This window comes from Kitasatospora sp. NPDC030952 (genome assembly GCF_055571335.1).
Genome location: NZ_JBVIFM010000009.1, coordinates 139,965 through 156,158, shown reverse-complemented (window position 1 = coordinate 156,158; position 16,194 = coordinate 139,965). Strand labels below are relative to the sequence as shown.

The following is a 16,194-nucleotide window of genomic DNA, read 5'->3' as shown; positions in this document are numbered from 1 at the left end:
TCAGCTCCCTTCGGAATGGTCGGCCCCGTTGAGGGCGTCCTGGAGTTGCTTCGGGGCGCGGCTCGGCCGGCGCGGCACCGGCGGAAGCACCTGACCGGGCAGCGGCGGCACCGGGTACCCGCCCGCCATCGGGTCGAACTCCGCGCTGGGGGGCGGCTGTTCTTCGACCGGCTGCTTCCTCAGGAAGTCCCGGACCAGCGCCAGCAGCAGGATCGCGCCGACCGGCGCCCCCACGTACAGCACCACCGAACCGGAGCCGTACCCCTCGTTGCGCAGCGCCCGCACGCTCGCGATCAGCACCAGCCAGACCAGCGAGACCGGGATCAGCACCTTCCAGCCCAGCTTCATGAACTGGTCGTAGCGCAGCCGGGGCAGGGTGCCGCGCAGCCAGATGAAGAAGAACAGCAGCAGCTGGATCTTCAGCGTGATCCACAGCATCGGCCACCAGCCGTGGTTGGCGCCCTCCCAGAACGTGGACACCGGCCACGGGGCCCGCCAGCCGCCCAGGAACAGGGTCGAGGCCACCGCCGAGACCGTCACCATGTTGACGTACTCGGCCAGCATGAACATCGCGAACTTCAGCGAGGAGTACTCGGTGTTGAAGCCGCCCACCAGCTCGCCCTCGGCCTCCGGGAGGTCGAACGGCGCCCGGTTGGTCTCACCGACCATCGCGATGATGTACACGATGAACGACACCGGCAGCAGCACCGCGAACCACCTCGGCTGCTGGTTCGCCACGATCTCCGAGGTCGACATCGACCCCGAGTAGATGAACACCGCCGCGAAGGACAGGCCCATCGCGATCTCGTAGCTGATCATCTGCGCGGACGAGCGCAGCCCGCCCAGCAGCGGGTACGTCGAACCCGACGACCACCCCGCCAGCACGATGCCGTAGATGCCCACCGAGGCCGTCGCCAGCACGTACAGCAGCGCCACCGGGAAGTCCGTCAGCTGCAGCGGCGTCCGGGTGCCGAAGATCGACACCTCGTTGCCGGGCGGACCGAACGGGATCACCGCGAAGGCCATGAACGCCGGGATCGCGCAGACGATCGGGGCCAGGATGTAGACCACCTTGTCCGCGCCCTTGACCACCAGGTCTTCCTTCAGCGCCAGCTTCACGCCGTCCGCCAGCGACTGCAGCAGACCCCACGGCCCGTGCCGGTTCGGCCCGATGCGCAACTGCATCCAGGCCACCACCTTGCGCTCCCAGACGATCGCGACCAGCACCGTCAGCAGCAGGAACGCGAAGCAGAACACCGCCTTCAACAGCACCAGCCACCACGGGTCCTGGCCGAAGAAGTGCAGCGTCTCGTACGGCTTCGGAGTCATCGGACCTCCCCTTCCCGGTCCCCGCCCCCGACGACGACCGGCGCGAGCTCCGCCGCCGCGATCGTCACCAGGTGGCCGACGGTCGTACCGAGCGCGCGGTGGGCGCCGCCCGGCGTGGAGTTGAGCGGGATCCAGACCGTGCGGTCCGGGATCGACTCGGTCACCTCCAGCGGCAGCGTCAGCGAACCGGCCGGACCGGTCAGCCGCAGCGCCCCCGCCGCACCGGCGTCGACCTCCTTCGCGGTGGCCGCCGACACCCGGGCCACCGCCCGGTGCCGCGTCCCCGCCAGATGCGGATCGCCGTCCTGCAGCGAGCCCTCGTCCAGCAGCATCCGCCAACCCGCCAGCACCGCCTGGCCGGTGGCCGGCCGCGGCAGCACCCCCGGGTGCGCCGCCGGATCCGCCGCACGGTCACCCCGCCACGGCTCGAAGCGGTCCAGCTCCAGCCGGGCCGCCCGCACGTCCGCCAGTCCCAGCCGGTGACCCAGCGCGTCCGCCAGCATCGCCAGCACCCGCAGGTCCGGCTGCAGATGACGGCCCATCTGCTGGTCCGGCTTCAGCGCGGCCTCGAACATCCGCACCCGGCCCTCCCAGTCCAGGAAGGTGCCCGCCTTCTCCGCCACCGCCGCCACCGGCAGCACCACGTCGGCCCGCTCGGTCACCGCCGACGGCCGCAGCTCCAGCGACACCACGAACGGCACCGCCGCCAGCGCCTCCCGAGCCAGCGCCGGATCCGGCAGGTCGTCCGGATCCACCCCGCCGACCAGCAGCGCGTCCAGATCGCCCCGCGCCGCCGCGGTCAGGATCTGACCGGTGTCCCGACCTGGACGCGACGGCAGCTCCGCCACCCCCCACACCGCGGCCGCCTCCGCCCGCGCCGCCGCGGCCGCCACCGGACGGCCGCCCGGCAGCAGCCCCGGCAGCGCACCCGCCTCCACCGCGCCGCGCTCCCCCGCCCGGCGCGGCACCCAGGCCAGCGCGGCCCCGGTCGCGTGCGCCAGCCGCAGCACCGCCGTCAACGCGCCCGGCACCGACGCCAGCCGCTCACCCGCCAGGATCACCGCGCCCGGCTGCCGCAACAGCTCCGCCGCCCGCCCGGCTTCGTCGTTCAACGGCTCGTCCGCCGCCAGCGCCGCGAACCACTCCGGCTCGGTGCCCGGAGCCGCCGGCAGCAGCGCACCGCGCAGCTTCGCCAGCCCCCGGGAGGCGAACGCCGCCACCGAGAACACCTTCAGGCCGCCCGCCCGGCTCGCACTTCCGCGGCTGGCTTTGCGCAGCCGCAGGAAGACGATCGGCGACTCCTCCTCCGGCTCCAGGCCCGCCAGCAGCACCACCGGAGCCTGCTCCAGCCGCTCGTAGCTCGGGCCCGTGCCGTCCACGTCGACCCCGCGCCCGGCGACCGCCGCGGCCAGGAAGTCCGCCTCCTCACCGCTGTGCGGCCGGGCCCGGAAGTCCACGTCATTGGTGCCCAGCACCACCCGGGCGAACTTCGCGTACGCGTACGCGTCCTCCACCGTCACCCGGCCGCCGGCCAGCACCCCCGTACGGGCCCCGCGCAGCCCCTGCGCCGCCCGGGCCAGCGCCTCCGGCCAGGACACCGGCACCAGCTCGCCGTCCACCCGCACCAGCGGGGCGGTCAGCCGGTCCCGCTGCTGGGCGTAGCGGAACGCGAACCGGCCCTTGTCGCAGTTCCACTCCTCGTTCACCGCCGGGTCCTCGCCCGCCAGCCTGCGCAGCACCTTGCCCCGCCGGTGGTCGGTGCGCTGGGCGCAGCCCGCCGCGCAGTGCTCGCACACGCTCGGCGAGGACACCAGGTCGAAGGGGCGCGAGCGGAAACGATAAGCCGCCGAGGTCAGGGCGCCCACCGGGCAGATCTGGATGGTGTTCCCGGAGAAGTACGACTCGAAGTCGTCCCCCTCCCCGGTGCCCACCTGCTGGAGCGCCCCGCGCTCCACCAGGTCGATGAACGGGTCCCCGGCGATCTGCTGGGAGAACCGGGTGCAGCGCGCGCACAGCACGCAGCGCTCCCGGTCCAGCAGCACCTGGCTGCTGATCGGCAGCGGCTTCGGGTAGGTGCGCTTCAGCCCCTCGAAGCGGGAGTCCGCGTCCCCCGTGGACATCGCCTGGTTCTGCAGCGGGCACTCGCCGCCCTTGTCGCAGACCGGGCAGTCCAGCGGGTGGTTGATCAGCAGCAGCTCCATCACGCCGCGCTGCGCCTTCTCGGCCACCGGCGAACTCACCTGGGTGCGCACCACCATGCCCTCGGCGACCGGGATGGTGCAGGAGGCGACCGGCTTGCGCTGGCCCTCGACCTCCACGATGCACTGCCGGCACGCGCCGGCCGGATCCAGCAGCGGATGGTCGCAGAAGCGCGGGATCTGGGTGCCGATCGTCTCGGCGGCCCGGATCACCAAGGTGCCCTTGGGGACCTTCACTTCGACGCCGTCGATGGTGAGCGTGACCAGTTCTACCGCGGCTCCGTCGTTCATGGAGGCGGTCGGTTCGGTGATCGTCACGCGTGCACCTCCCTCTCGGTGGCGGACTGGTGGCCGGGGCGGGGGCCGTCGGCCCAGACGGTGGAGGCGGCCGGGTCGAACGGGCAGCGGCGCTCGGCCAGGTGCTGCTCGTACTCGGCGCGGAAGTGCTGGAGCGAGGAGACGATCGGGCTCGCCGCGCCGTCGCCCAGCGCGCAGAAGGACTTGCCGTTGATGTTGTCGGCGATGTCGAGGAGCTTCTCCAGGTCACCCTCGACGCCGCCGCCCGCCTCGATCCGCTTCAGCAGCTGGACCAGCCAGTAGGTGCCCTCCCGGCAGGGGGTGCACTTGCCGCAGGACTCGTGGGCGTAGAACTCCGTCCAGCGGGTCACCGCCCGCACCACGCAGGTGGTCTCGTCGAAGACCTGCAGCGCCTTGGTGCCCAGCATCGAACCGGCAGCGCCGACGCCCTCGTAGTCCAGCGGGACGTCCAGGTGCTCGTCGGTGAACATCGGGGTGGAGGAACCGCCCGGCGTCCAGAACTTCAGCCGGTGCCCGGCCCGGACGCCGCCGCTGAGGTCCAGCAGCTGGCGCAGCGTGACGCCCAGCGGGGCCTCGTACTGGCCCGGGTTGGTGACGTGGCCGGAGAGCGAGTACAGCGTGAAGCCCGGGGACTTCTCGGTGCCCAGGCCCTTGAACCACTCCTTGCCCCGGGCCAGGATCGGCGGCACCGAGGCGATCGACTCGACGTTGTTGACCACCGTCGGGCAGGCGTACAGGCCGGCGATCGCCGGGAACGGGGGCCGCAGCCTCGGCTGGCCGCGCCGGCCCTCCAGCGAGTCCAGCAGCGCCGTCTCCTCGCCGCAGATGTACGCGCCGGCGCCGGCGTGCACGGTGATGTCCAGGTCCACCCCGGAGCCCAGGATGTTCCGGCCCAGCAGCCCCGCCTCGTACGCCTCGGCGACCGCCGCGTGCAGCCGGCGCAGCACCGGGACGACCTCGCCGCGCAGGTAGATGAAGGCGTGGTCGCAGCGGATCGCGTAGGAGGCGATCACCATGCCCTCGATCAGCGAGTGCGGGTTGGCGAACAGCAGCGGGATGTCCTTGCAGGTGCCCGGCTCGGACTCGTCCGCGTTGACCACCAGGTAGTGCGGCTTGCCGTCGTTCTGCGGGATGAACTGCCACTTCATCCCGGTGGGGAAGCCGGCGCCGCCGCGGCCGCGCAGCCCGGAGTCCTTGACCAGGGCGATCACGTCGTCCGGGGGCATCGCGAGGGCCGCCTTGAGGCCCTCGTAGCCGTGGTGGCGGCGGTAGGTGGCCAGCGTCCAGGGGCGGCTGTCGTCCCAGGAGTCGGACAGGACGGGGGTGAGCAGCTTCTCGGCCGGCTCTGCGGAGGTCATCACGCTTCGGTCCCTTCCTGGCCGGTGGCCTTGCCCTCTTGGCCGGGCTCGTCGTGCCGGGGCTCGCCGTGGCGGGGCTCGTCGTGACGGGCTTCGTCGTGGCGGGGCGCCTCGTGGCGGGGGGCGACCACCTTGGTGCCGCCGGTGCCGGGCAGGGCCTCGCCGCGGGCCAGCCGCAGGCCGGCCAGCGAGGGGGCGCCGCCGGCACCGGACTCGTCGTTGGCGCCGGGGCGCTCGTCCGGGAAACCGGCCAGGATCCGGGCGGTCTCCTTGAAGCCGCACAGCCGGGCGCCTCGGGTGGGCCGCACCTCGCGGCCGGCCCGCAGGTCGTCGACCAGCCGCCGGGCGCTCTGCGGGGTCTGGTCGTCGAAGAACTCCCAGTTGACCATCACCACGGGGGCGTAGTCGCAGGCGGCGTTGCACTCGATGTGCTCGATCGAGATCTCGCCGTCCTCGGTGGTCTCGTTGTTGCCGATGCCCAGGTGCTCCTGCAGCTCGGCGAAGATCTGGTCGCCGCCGAGCACCGCGCACAGGGTGTTGGTGCACACCCCGACGTGGTACTTCCCGGCCGGGCGCCGCCGGTACATCGTGTAGAAGGTGGCGACGGCGGTGACCTCCGCGGTGGTGAGGTCCAACTGCTCGGCGCAGAACCGGATCCCGGTCGGGCTGACGAAGCCCTCCTCGGCCTGCACCAGGTGCAGCAGCGGCAGCAGCGCCGAACGGGCCTGGGGGTAGCGGCCGATCAGCTCGGCGGCGTCCGCGGCCAGCCGGGCGCGCACCTCCTCCGGGTAGGGCGGGGCCGGCAGCGCCGGCAGTCCGAGTTCGACGTTGGTCACCGGTCCACGCCTCCCATCACCGGGTCGATCCCGGCCACCGCGACGATCACGTCGGCCACCTGGCCGCCCTCGCACATCGCCGCCATCGTCTGCAGATTGGTGAACGACGGATCCCGGAAGTGGACCCGGTACGGGCGCGTCCCGCCGTCGCTGACCACGTGCACGCCCAGCTCGCCCTTGGGCGACTCGACCGCCGCGTACGCCTGCCCCACCGGGACCCGGAAGCCCTCGGTGACCAGCTTGAAGTGGTGGATCAGCGCCTCCATCGAGGTGCCCATGATCTTGCGGATGTGGTCGAGCGAGTTGCCCATCCCGTCCGGGCCGACGGCCAGTTGGGCCGGCCAGGCGATCTTCTTGTCGGCCACCATCACCGGGCCCGGACGCAGCCGGTCCAGGCACTGCTCGACGATCCTCAGCGACTGCTTCATCTCCTCCAGGCGGATCAGGAAGCGGCCGTAGGAGTCGGCGGTGTCGGCGGTCGCAACCTCGAAGTCGTAGTCCTGGTAACCGCAGTACGGGTCGGTCTTGCGCAGGTCGTGCGGCAGGCCGGCGGCGCGCAGGATCGGGCCGGTGGCGCCGAGGGCCAGGCAGCCGGCCAGGTCCAGGAAGCCGACGTCGACCAGGCGGGCCTTGAACACCGGGTTGCCGGTGGCGAGTTTGTCGTACTCGTGCATCCGGGAGCGGAAGGTGCGCACCGCCTCCCGGATCTGGTCCACCGCGCCGGGCGGCAGGTCCTGGGCGAGGCCGCCGGGGCGCACGTACGCGTGGTTCATCCGCAGGCCGGTGACCAGCTCGAAGACGTCCAGGATCAGCTCGCGGTCCCGGAAGCCGTAGATCATCAGGGTGGTGGAGCCGATCTCCATGCCACCGGTGGCCAGACAGACCAGGTGCGAGGCGATCCGGTTGAGCTCCATCATCATCACCCGGATCACGCTCGCCCGTTCCGGGACGTCGTCGGTGATGCCGAGCAGCTTCTCCACCGCCAGGCAGTAGGCGGTCTCGTTGAACAGCGGGGTCAGGTAGTCCATGCGGGTCACGAAGGTGGTGCCCTGGACCCAGCTGCGGAACTCCATGTTCTTCTCGATGCCGGTGTGGAGGTAGCCGATGCCGCAGCGGGCCTCCTTCACCGTCTCGCCGTCGATCTCCAGGATCAGCCGCAACACCCCGTGGGTGGACGGGTGCTGGGGGCCCATGTTGACGATGACGCGCTCGTCGTCCGCCCGGCCGAGCGCCTCGACCACCTCGCCCCAGTCGCCGCCGGTGACGGTGAAGACCCGGCCCTCGGTGGTGTCGCGGGCCTGCGCCTCCTCGGTCCCGTCCTGGGACTGGGCCTGGGCGCCTTCGTAGTGCTGAGTGCTCATCAGCTGTACGACCTCCGCTGGTCGGGTGCCGGGATCTGGGCGCCCTTGTACTCGACGGGGATGCCGCCGAGCGGGTAGTCCTTGCGCTGCGGGTGGCCCAGCCAGTCGTCCGGCATCATGATCCGGGTGAGCGCCGGGTGGCCGTCGAAGACCAGGCCGAAGAAGTCGTAGGCCTCGCGCTCGTGCCAGTCGTTGGTCGGGTAGACGCTCACCACCGAGGGGATGCGCGGGTCGGCGTCCGGCGCGGTGACCTCCAGCCGGATCAGCCGGCCGTGGGTGATCGAACGCAGGTGGTAGACCGCGTGCAGCTCACGGCCCTTGTCGCCGGGGTAGTGCACGCCGCTGACGCCCAGGCACAGTTCGAAGCGCAGCGCCGGGTCGTCGCGCAGGATCCGCACCGCCTTCAGCAGGTGGGCGCGGTCGAGCTGGAAGGTCAGCTCGCCGCGGTCGACCACGGTCTTCTCGACGACCTCGGCCGGGTCCAGGCCCTGCTCCTCCAGGGCGCCCTCGAACTCGTCGGCGACCTCGTCGAACCAGCCGCCGTACGGGCGTTCACTCGGGCCGGGCAGCACGATCGGGGCGGCCAGACCGCCGAAGCCGGAGGTGTCGCCGGTGTCCTGGGCGCCGAACATGCCCTGGCGGCGGCCGACCACCTCGACCGGGATCTCGCGCACCGGCTGCTCGCGGCGGGTCTCGGGTACCTGCTCGTTCATCGCAGCTGCCCCCGCATCTCGCTGACCGGAGTGGCCTTGAGGGCGAGGGCCTCGCCGAGCTCCTCGGCCCGGCGCCGGTTCACGCCCAGCGGCTCGTGCTGGATCTTGTCGTGCAGCTTCAGGATGGCGTCCATCAGCATCTCCGGGCGGGGCGGGCAACCGGGCAGGTAGATGTCCACCGGCACGATGTGGTCGACGCCCTGGACGATCGCGTAGTTGTTGAACATCCCGCCGGAGGAGGCGCAGACGCCCATCGAGATGACCCACTTCGGGTTGGCCATCTGGTCGTACACCTGGCGCAGCACCGGGGCCATCTTCTGACTCACCCGGCCCGCCACGATCATCAGATCGGCCTGCCGGGGGGAGCCCCGGAAGACCTCCATCCCGAACCGGGCCAGGTCGTAACGGCCGGCACCGGTGGTCATCATCTCGATCGCGCAGCAGGCCAGACCGAAGGTGGCCGGGAAGAGTGACGCCTTGCGCACCCAACCGGCGGCCGTCTCCACGGTCGTGAGCAGAAAGCCGCTCGGCAGCTTCTCCTCGATTCCCATCAGATCCCTCTCAATGCCCTCAAGTCCTGTGGTACGTCCGGCGGTACGCCCGGGAGCGCCCGACGGCGCCCCGGGGAACGTCCGGCCCGTTCGAGCTTGTCCACTCGTTCACAAGGGGTGGCGGCACCGCCCCCGGCTCAGTCCCACTCCAGGCCGCCGCGGCGCCAGACGTAGGCGTACGCGACGAAGACGGTGGCGATGAACAGGAGCATCTCGACCAGCCCGAAGATCCCCAGGGAGTCGAAGGTCACCGCCCAGGGGTAGAGGAAGACGATCTCGATGTCGAAGACGATGAAGAGCATCGCCGTCAGGTAGTACTTGATCGGGAACCGACCGCCGCCCACGGGCTGCGGGGTCGGCTCGATGCCGCACTCGTACGCCTCCAACTTGGCCCGGTTGTAGCGCTTGGGGCCGGTGAGTGAGGCCATCACGACGGAACCGACCGCGAACGCCGCCGCGATGGCACCGAGTACGAGGATCGGCGCGTAGGCATTCATAGCCTCCGCTCCCTCCGTCCAGTCGTCCTTGACTGCAGATCGGAACCGGCGGGTCACGCTGTGGTGAACCCGCGTTCCAGTTCCCGGGATCCACCTCATGTGAGGCAGTTCACAAAGCCTGGAACGAGCGCATCCTATGCCCGGTGGCTTGTGATCTGCGACACGCAGTTCATCGTCATCTTTGTGATCTACGACACCATGTGAATGGTGGCGAATGTGAACATGCCCAGAGTTGTCAACGCAAAGGAGTCAAATGGTCACAAGCAGTCGCATTTATCTTTGAAGCGGCTGGTCAGGGGCGCGTTTCTATATCAACTATGCTCCGGGGATAGCAAATTTCTGGGCGCCATGTTGACGTGTTATAGGGGCTCACTCGGAGGGGTGGTGGGGGGATGAACGCTTGCTTGACCCTTTGTTCACAAGCGCGCGAACTCGTCGTGGGGGTCCCCCTCCCCCCTCCCCCCTCCCCTCCCCCACCCCGCCCGCCGCCCGCCGCCCGCCGCCCGCCGCCCGCCGCCCGCCGCCCGCCGCCCGCCGCCCGCCGCCCGCCGCCCGCCGCCCGCCGCCCGCGCCAGGGTTGCCCACCTGCCGCCGGTGTCACCTGCGCTGGGCCGGCCGGTCCCAGCGCGGAGCTGCTGCGCGCTCGCAGCCCCGGCGGCATGTGGGCCCCTGGGGGCCTGCCCTTCGCCCTCCTCCTCGCCCTCCGCCTCCGTGTCCGCGGCTCTGCCTCCCGTTGTGGGCAGGCCCAACTTCCCTTCCCGACGCGGCCCTCACATCTCGGGGCCCGCCTCCACCGCTGCCTCCTGCCCTGCCTTCCTCTCGTCCTTGGGCCCCGCCCTTGTGCGGGCCGCCTACGCTGTTCCGCTCTCGCCTGCGGATCAGGGCCGGTTACCGGTTACCGACTGCCTGTTCCCACACCCACGCCGCGACGCCCACCCGGTTGCGGGCGCCGAGCTTGCGCTGGATGTTGGCGAGATGGTTCTTCACCGTCCCCGGTGAGATGAAGAGCCCGGCGCCGATCTGGGCGTTGGTCGCTCCATCGGCCACCAGCTCAGCGATCTCCCTTTCTCGCTCGGTCAGTTCCTCCACCGGGCCGGCTATCAACGGACCCGGAGTGCCCGTCCCGATCGCGGGACCAGGCGTCGGGACGGAGCCTGACAGCGCCATGTGCTGCAACAGTCGGACGGTGACCTGCGGGCTGATCAACGCATCCCCGGCCATCGCCGCCCGAACGGCCTCGATCAGCAGTACCGGGCCCGAACGCTTCAGCAGGAAGCCAGCCGCACCGTTCCGCAAGGCCGTGTGCACGTACTCGTCCAGGTCGAAGGTGGTCACCACGATCACCTTGCATTGCCCAGCAAGTTGCCGGGTGACCTCCAGGCCGTCGAGTTTCGGCATCCGGATGTCCGCGAGCACCACGTCCGGCCGCAGCCTCTTCGCCTCTTCCACCGCCGCGGCACCGTTCGCCGCCTCGGCCACCACCACCATGTCCGGTTGGACGTCCAGGATCATCCGGAACGCGCTGCGGACGTCTGCCTGGTCATCGGCGACCAGGATCCGAATCGGCCCCGCACTGCTGCTCATCCGCTCTTCTCCCCTGCACCCGCGCTGGTCCTCATCAAGCCTCCCGGCTGCTCCCGGTCCTCCCGGCCTGCCAACGGCAACCTCGCCGTCACGCGCCAGGCCTCCTGCTCGTACGCGCCGGCCTCGAAGGTGCCGCCCAGTGCCTCCACTCGCGCGGCCAGCCCCGGCAGTCCGCTGCCACCGCCTCGACGGGGGCGGCCGGTCGGCCCCGGCGCCCGGCCGTCGTTCGTCACGGTCAGCTCCAGCCATCCGCCGACGCGGCGTGCCCGGACCTCGATCCGATGGGCGTCCTGAGCGTGCCGGCGGACGTTGGTCAGTGCCTCGACCACGATCCGGTGGACAGTCCCGCCCACTTCCCTCGGTACCGGGTGGTCCGGCAGCTCCAGCCGGACTTCCGCACCGCCCGAGGTCGTGAACCGCTCGGCCACCTCGGCGAGTTCCGAAAGTCCCGGCTGCGGGCTGCGCCCGCTCTCCTCCTCCGTGCGCAGCAGCTGGACCGTCCGGTCCAGCGATGCCAGAGCCCGCTGACCGGCCTGCTCTATCCGTTCGAACAGGGCGACGGCTCGGGCCGGGTCCACCGAGGCCAGGTAGGCGCCCGCCTGGGCCTGAGCGACCATCCCGCTCACGTCGTGTGCCACGAAGTCGTGGAGGTCGTGGGCCAGTTCGAGTCGCTGCGCGCGCCTCGCCTCGACCACCGCCTGCTTGCGCCCTTCGTCCAGGCCTCGTAGGTAGAGCCCGATCAGGACCGTCGGCAGCGACAGCATCGAGCCGAACCCGAAGACCGTGAGCATGTCCCCCGGACCTTCGACGAACGCGAACCGCGTCAGCCACAGGGCGACCGCTCCGCACGCCGTCCAGGCCGCCGCGGCGCACCGCGGGCCATCCTCGGCGCGCAGGCTGATGACCACCGACAGCAGCAGGGCGGCCAGTTCGATCAGGCCCAGCAGCCCGGCCCAGCGGTCCCCCTCCAGCCAGCGGCCAAGGAACCAGACGGTGACCGTGACCGCGATCGACGCAACCCCGAGGGCCGTGGTCATGGCCGCCACCCCGTAGCGCGATCGCGCCAGCCAGGCCGGCAGCGCCAGGACAAGGACCACCCCGGCCAGGACCTGAGTCATCGTCACCACCTCCTCGACTCTTCGACTGCCGTCACACTACGACGGCGCCCGAGCGGCACACCTGTGCCGATCGGCATATTTCAAAGGCCGGTTGAGCAGGAGGAACAGCCCGATCGGCATCTGCCGCGAGCCCTGGTGGACCTCCAGTCTTGAGACATCGCACCGGCCACGGAGGTCGGAGCCGAAGGGAGTCCACCACCATGTCGAAGCTCATGATCAACCCCCGCAGCACCGCGCGCCGGCCGGCCGGCGCTCTCTCCGTCGTCCCGCCCGCGCCGCGCTGGGTCCAGCTCGCCGCCAAGGCCGCCGTCCTCACCACCGTCCCCTCGGGGCTGTGGCGGATCGCCTTCGGATTCGGCATCCCGGTCGGCTTCACCGGCGCGACGGCCGCGGCGTACGCCGCCCACCAGCCGGGCTGGGGCACGGTCTACTGCGTGGCGCTGAGCAGCCTGGCCGAAGCCCTGGCCTTTCTGACCGTCGGCCTGGTGCGTCCCTGGGGGCAGGTGCTTCCGCGCCGGATCCCGCTGATAGGCGGCCGTCGGATTCCGCCCCTCGCCGTGATCGTCCCGGCCCTGCTGGGATCGGTGGTGCTCACACTCCTCGGCCTGGAGGGGCTGTTCGGCCGCTGGGCCCACAACCTGGCCGAGCCGGACTCGCCGCATGGCGTCGCGGCCGTCGTGATGACGCTCGCCTACCTGCCCCTGGTCGCCTGGGGCCCGCTGCTGGGCGCGGTCACCGCCGACTACGCCCGCCGGACGCTGCGACGGCGCCGATGACCAGAGCGACGGGTCACACCGGAGTGGGCTCCGGGCTCGCCCCCTCCGTATCGGGCGACTTCTCGCCCTCTCCGCTGGCCGGGCGCGGCGCGGGGGCGGTGCGCCGGCCCCATTCGGTCGCGACCAGTACCAGGGCTCCGCCGACCAGGGCGAGCGGGCCCATCCGGTTCCCGGCGAGGGTGATGCCGAAGACGGCGGCCCACAGCGGTTCGGTGCCGAGCAGCAGGCTCACCCGGGACGGGGAGGTGGCCCGGACAGCCCACATTTGGACGAAGAAGGCGAACAGGGTGCAGAACAAGGACAGGTGCAGCAGCCAGGCCCACTGGCCGGCTCCGTACGAGAGGGCGACGCTCCACGGAGTGGGCCCGACGGCCAGTGCGACGATCGTGAACACGGCGGTGGCAACCGCGAGTTGGACCCAGGTGACGGCGAGCATGTCGGTGTTGCGGACGGCCCGGGTGCGGGCCATGGCGAGGACGTACGCCGAGCGGACCAGGGCGGCGCCCAGCACCAGCACGTCACCGAGCGTCGGAGGGCGCAGCCCGCCGTCGCCGGTGAGCAGGGCGACGCCGAGGACGGCCAGCCCGGCAGCCGCGAGGAAGGCGCGCGGTGGTGCGGTGCGGCCCAGGGCGCTCTCGCCGAGCGGGGTGAGCACCATGGCGAGGCTGATGATCAGTCCGGCGTTGGTGGCAGAGGTGTGGACGGCGCCGTAGGTCTCCAGCAGGAAGATCCCGCTGAGGACCAGGCCCAGTGCGGCGCCGCCGAGCCACTCGGCGCGGCTCAGCTTCCGCAGGGCCCGCCAGGCGACCAGGCCGAGCGGCGGCAGCACCAGCCCGAAGCGCAGGACGAGCATTGCCACGACCGTCCCCGGCTCGGCCACCCGCTGGACGGCGAGGAAGCTCGACCCCCACACCACTGCCACGAGCAGGACCGGCAGATCACGAAGAACCGATGAGGACGAGGACGGGGAGGCAGACATGAGGAAGATCCCTCCGAGCGAACGGAACCGGCGGGTGCGAGGACCGTACGGCGTCGGACGGACCCAAGGGCTGGGCGTGTGGCTCAGCGGTGGACGGGGTGAGGGATGGAGCAAAGGTGCGCCATCTTCGCGCACCGGCCCGCCGGTGATCAATGCCCCTGCCCGGTGCCGACGGGTCAGGAGGCGAGCACGCCGTTCGTCTCGGCGATGGCCTCGATGTCGGCTGGGGTGCCGGACATGATGGCTCGGACGTGCTCGGTGACGAGTTCGATCGGCCAGTCCCACCAGGCGGCCCGGAGCAGGCGTCCGATGTCGGCGTCGTCGAAGCGGCGCCGGATCGGGCGGGCGGGGTTGCCGCCGACGATCGTGTAGGGATCGACGTCGGCGGTGACCACCGCACCAGCCGCGATGATCGCTCCGTCGCCGATCCGGACTCCGGGCAGGACGGTGGCTCCGAATCCGAACCAGACGTCGTTGCCGACCACGGTGTCGCCACGACTGGGCAGGCCCGTGACGATGTCGAGGGTCTGCGCGGTCCAGCTACCGCCGAACATCGTGAAGGGGAAGGTGGAGACGCCGATGGCGGGGTGGGCGGCCCCGGCCATCAGGAAGCGGGTTCCGGTGGCGATCGCGCAGTACCTGCCGATCACCAGCCGCTCGGGGCCGTAGGCGTAAAGGACGTTGCGTTCCTCGAAGCGGGTGGCTCCGTCGGGGTCGTCGAAATAGGTGAACTCGCCGACCTCGATCCTCGGATCGGTGACGAGCGGGCGCAGCAGGACCACCCGGTCGTGGCCGGCGAGCGGGTGGAGGACGGTCGGGTCAGGGATGGCGTGGGCGGTCAAGCGAGCTCCTCTCGTAATGCGACGGAAGTCGCATTACGATGAGCATGACAGAACCACCACCCCACAGCAAGCACTAATGCGACTGGAGTCGACTTTGAGCGAGGCCGCCCACCCTGATCAGCAACCCCGCACACCGACCCCGCGCCCGGGCGGCCGAAGCGCCCGGGTCCGTGCGGACGTGGTCGCCGCCACGCTCGCCGAGGTCACGGAGAAGGGCTACGACGGACTCACCGCTGAGGCGGTCGCAGCACGCTCCGGTGTCCACAAGGCCACCCTCTATCGGCGGTGGGGCGGGATTGACGGCCTGATCGCGGATGCCCTGACCGCCTCCGCCGACCGGCCCTGGCCCCTGCCCGACACCGGAGACCTCCAGCAGGACCTCCGCCGGATCACCCAGGAGGTGTTCAGCGTCTTCACCGACCCCGAACGGGGCCCCACGCCCACCGCGCTGATCTCCGCCGCCCAGCGCTCCGACACCGGCGCGACCGCCCTGCGCGACTTCTTCGCGGCCCGCCACCGCCAGGCCGCCGAAGTGGCCGAACGGGCGGTCACTCGGGGCGAGTTGCCCATCGGGACGGACGGCGCCGAGGTGGTCCGGGCCGCCACCGCCCCGCTCTACTACCGACTGTTCGTCACCGGTGAACCCCTGGACGCCCGCACCGCCGAACGAGCCGCCGACGCCGCCGCCCTGGCCGCCCGCGCCGGGCTGTTCACCTCCACCCCGCCGAACCCCGACGCCACCCCGAACATCCCCACCCCGTAGGGCCCGCACCCCGCCCCGCACCCCGCCCCGAGCCTCACCCCAAGGCCCACCCGGCGCCGCAGCCCGAGGCCCGGCGACCGCCGGATTCCCGATCACACCCACCCCCCCCGGGCCCGACAACCCCTCACGCACCCTTACACGCCCTCACGCACCCTCAAGCCATAGGAGCCCCGACCGCCCCAACCCCTACCGGAGACCCACCCGGCCGTGGATGATGCCTCCATGACAACCATGCCGTCCACCACCCCCCGGAAGGCCCGTCACATGAAGCGCAAGCACTGGGCGCTGGTCGCCGCCGCCACCGTCCTCCCGCTCGCGGCGAGCACCGGCACGGCCGTCGCAGCCCCCTCCGCCACCACCACCGCCCAGAGCGCGGCCTGCACCTACACACCGGCCGCCCCGGCCGACAACTTCAAGGGCATCCCGGTCTTCGACGCGCAGAAGGCCGCCAGCCCCTACCACGCGACCGTGCGGACCAACCAGGGCCCGATCACCTTCGAGGCACTGACCGACAAGGCACCCTGCACCACCTTCTCGTTCCGATTCCTCGCCGAGCACGACTACTTCGACCGCAGCCACTGCCACCGCCTCACCACCCAGCGGATCTACGTCCTGCAGTGCGGCGACCCGACCGGGACGGGCAGCGGCGGTCCGGGCTACTCCTTCCCGGACGAGAACCTGACCGGCGCCACCTACCCGGCCGGCACCGTGGCGATGGCCAACGCCGGTCCGAACACCAACGGCAGCCAGTTCTTCATCGTCTGGAAGGACACCAAGCTCTCCCCCGCCTACACCCCGTTCGGCCGGGTCACGGCCGGCCTGGACGTCCTGCAGAAGATCGCCGCCACCGGCGAGGACGACCAGAACGGCCCCGGCGACGGCTACCCCAACGTCCCCGTGAACATCCGCCATGTGAAGATCAGCAAGCACTGACCTCGGGGCGGGCCCACCCTGGCGGTCGACCGGCCCAA

At 71.4% G+C, this 16,194-nt stretch carries 15 protein-coding genes; 3 read left to right on the top strand and 12 right to left on the bottom strand.

Features of this window, described 5'->3' with window-relative positions; all coding sequences use genetic code 11:
- The 10 genes from nuoH to ACZ47G_RS18070 form a co-directional block, all read right to left on the bottom strand.
- Entirely contained in the window at nt 1-1,329 is a 1,329-nt protein-coding gene (gene nuoH, locus ACZ47G_RS18115; RefSeq protein WP_465743748.1) for an NADH-quinone oxidoreductase subunit NuoH, read from the bottom strand.
- On the bottom strand, nt 1,326-3,818 hold the full coding sequence (locus ACZ47G_RS18110) for an NADH-quinone oxidoreductase subunit G (RefSeq protein ID WP_465743981.1): 2,493 nt from the start codon (nt 3,816-3,818) through the stop codon (nt 1,326-1,328). The genes nuoH and ACZ47G_RS18110 overlap by 4 nt, the downstream gene beginning before the upstream one ends.
- Nucleotides 3,819-3,841: 23 nt before the next feature.
- On the bottom strand, nt 3,842-5,203 hold the full coding sequence (gene nuoF / locus ACZ47G_RS18105; RefSeq protein ID WP_465743746.1) for an NADH-quinone oxidoreductase subunit NuoF: 1,362 nt from the start codon (nt 5,201-5,203) through the stop codon (nt 3,842-3,844).
- Nucleotides 5,203-6,039 (bottom strand): NADH-quinone oxidoreductase subunit NuoE, encoded by an 837-nt coding sequence (nuoE, locus tag ACZ47G_RS18100; RefSeq protein WP_465743744.1) that lies wholly within the window; start codon nt 6,037-6,039, stop codon nt 5,203-5,205. Before nuoE ends, nuoF begins: the two co-directional genes overlap by 1 nt.
- Complete coding sequence (locus tag ACZ47G_RS18095) at nt 6,036-7,400, bottom strand: NADH-quinone oxidoreductase subunit D (RefSeq protein ID WP_465743742.1); 1,365 nt, start codon at nt 7,398-7,400, stop codon at nt 6,036-6,038. Before ACZ47G_RS18095 ends, nuoE begins: the two co-directional genes overlap by 4 nt.
- Entirely contained in the window at nt 7,400-8,113 is a 714-nt protein-coding gene (locus tag ACZ47G_RS18090; protein WP_465743740.1) for an NADH-quinone oxidoreductase subunit C, read from the bottom strand. The genes ACZ47G_RS18095 and ACZ47G_RS18090 overlap by 1 nt, the downstream gene beginning before the upstream one ends.
- Nucleotides 8,110-8,664 carry a NuoB/complex I 20 kDa subunit family protein gene (locus ACZ47G_RS18085; RefSeq protein WP_030286559.1) on the bottom strand — a complete coding sequence of 185 codons (555 nt, stop codon included), beginning with the start codon at nt 8,662-8,664 and terminating at the stop codon, nt 8,110-8,112. Before ACZ47G_RS18085 ends, ACZ47G_RS18090 begins: the two co-directional genes overlap by 4 nt.
- Nucleotides 8,665-8,801: 137 nt before the next feature.
- On the bottom strand, nt 8,802-9,161 hold the full coding sequence (locus ACZ47G_RS18080; protein WP_188306789.1) for an NADH-quinone oxidoreductase subunit A: 360 nt from the start codon (nt 9,159-9,161) through the stop codon (nt 8,802-8,804).
- 888 nt (nt 9,162-10,049) lie between these two features.
- Complete coding sequence (locus ACZ47G_RS18075) at nt 10,050-10,745, bottom strand: response regulator (RefSeq protein WP_465743738.1); 696 nt, start codon at nt 10,743-10,745, stop codon at nt 10,050-10,052.
- Complete coding sequence (locus tag ACZ47G_RS18070) at nt 10,742-11,863, bottom strand: sensor histidine kinase (RefSeq protein WP_465743736.1); 1,122 nt, start codon at nt 11,861-11,863, stop codon at nt 10,742-10,744. The genes ACZ47G_RS18075 and ACZ47G_RS18070 overlap by 4 nt, the downstream gene beginning before the upstream one ends.
- Nucleotides 11,864-12,063: 200 nt before the next feature.
- On the opposite strand from ACZ47G_RS18070, the gene ACZ47G_RS18065 reads away from it, so the two are divergent.
- Nucleotides 12,064-12,639, top strand: coding sequence for a hypothetical protein (locus ACZ47G_RS18065; protein ID WP_465743734.1), 576 nt, complete (start codon nt 12,064-12,066; stop codon nt 12,637-12,639).
- A gap of 13 nt (nt 12,640-12,652) precedes the next feature.
- Here the strand turns inward: ACZ47G_RS18065 and ACZ47G_RS18060 are convergent, their stop codons facing one another.
- Both ACZ47G_RS18060 and ACZ47G_RS18055 read right to left on the bottom strand, forming a co-directional pair.
- Nucleotides 12,653-13,618, bottom strand: a complete 966-nt coding sequence (locus ACZ47G_RS18060) for a DMT family transporter (protein WP_465743732.1) — start codon at nt 13,616-13,618, stop codon at nt 12,653-12,655.
- Nucleotides 13,619-13,794: 176 nt separating this feature from the next.
- The gene (locus ACZ47G_RS18055) at nt 13,795-14,460 is read right to left on the bottom strand and encodes a CatB-related O-acetyltransferase (RefSeq protein WP_465743730.1); all 666 of its coding nucleotides are present in this window, start codon (nt 14,458-14,460) and stop codon (nt 13,795-13,797) included.
- A gap of 178 nt (nt 14,461-14,638) precedes the next feature.
- Between ACZ47G_RS18055 and ACZ47G_RS18050 the strand changes: the two genes are divergently transcribed.
- Nucleotides 14,639-15,223, top strand: coding sequence for a TetR/AcrR family transcriptional regulator (locus tag ACZ47G_RS18050; protein ID WP_465743728.1), 585 nt, complete (start codon nt 14,639-14,641; stop codon nt 15,221-15,223).
- 222 nt (nt 15,224-15,445) lie between these two features.
- Nucleotides 15,446-16,156, top strand: coding sequence for a peptidylprolyl isomerase (locus tag ACZ47G_RS18045; protein WP_465743726.1), 711 nt, complete (start codon nt 15,446-15,448; stop codon nt 16,154-16,156).
- Nucleotides 16,157-16,194 lie beyond the last annotated feature (38 nt).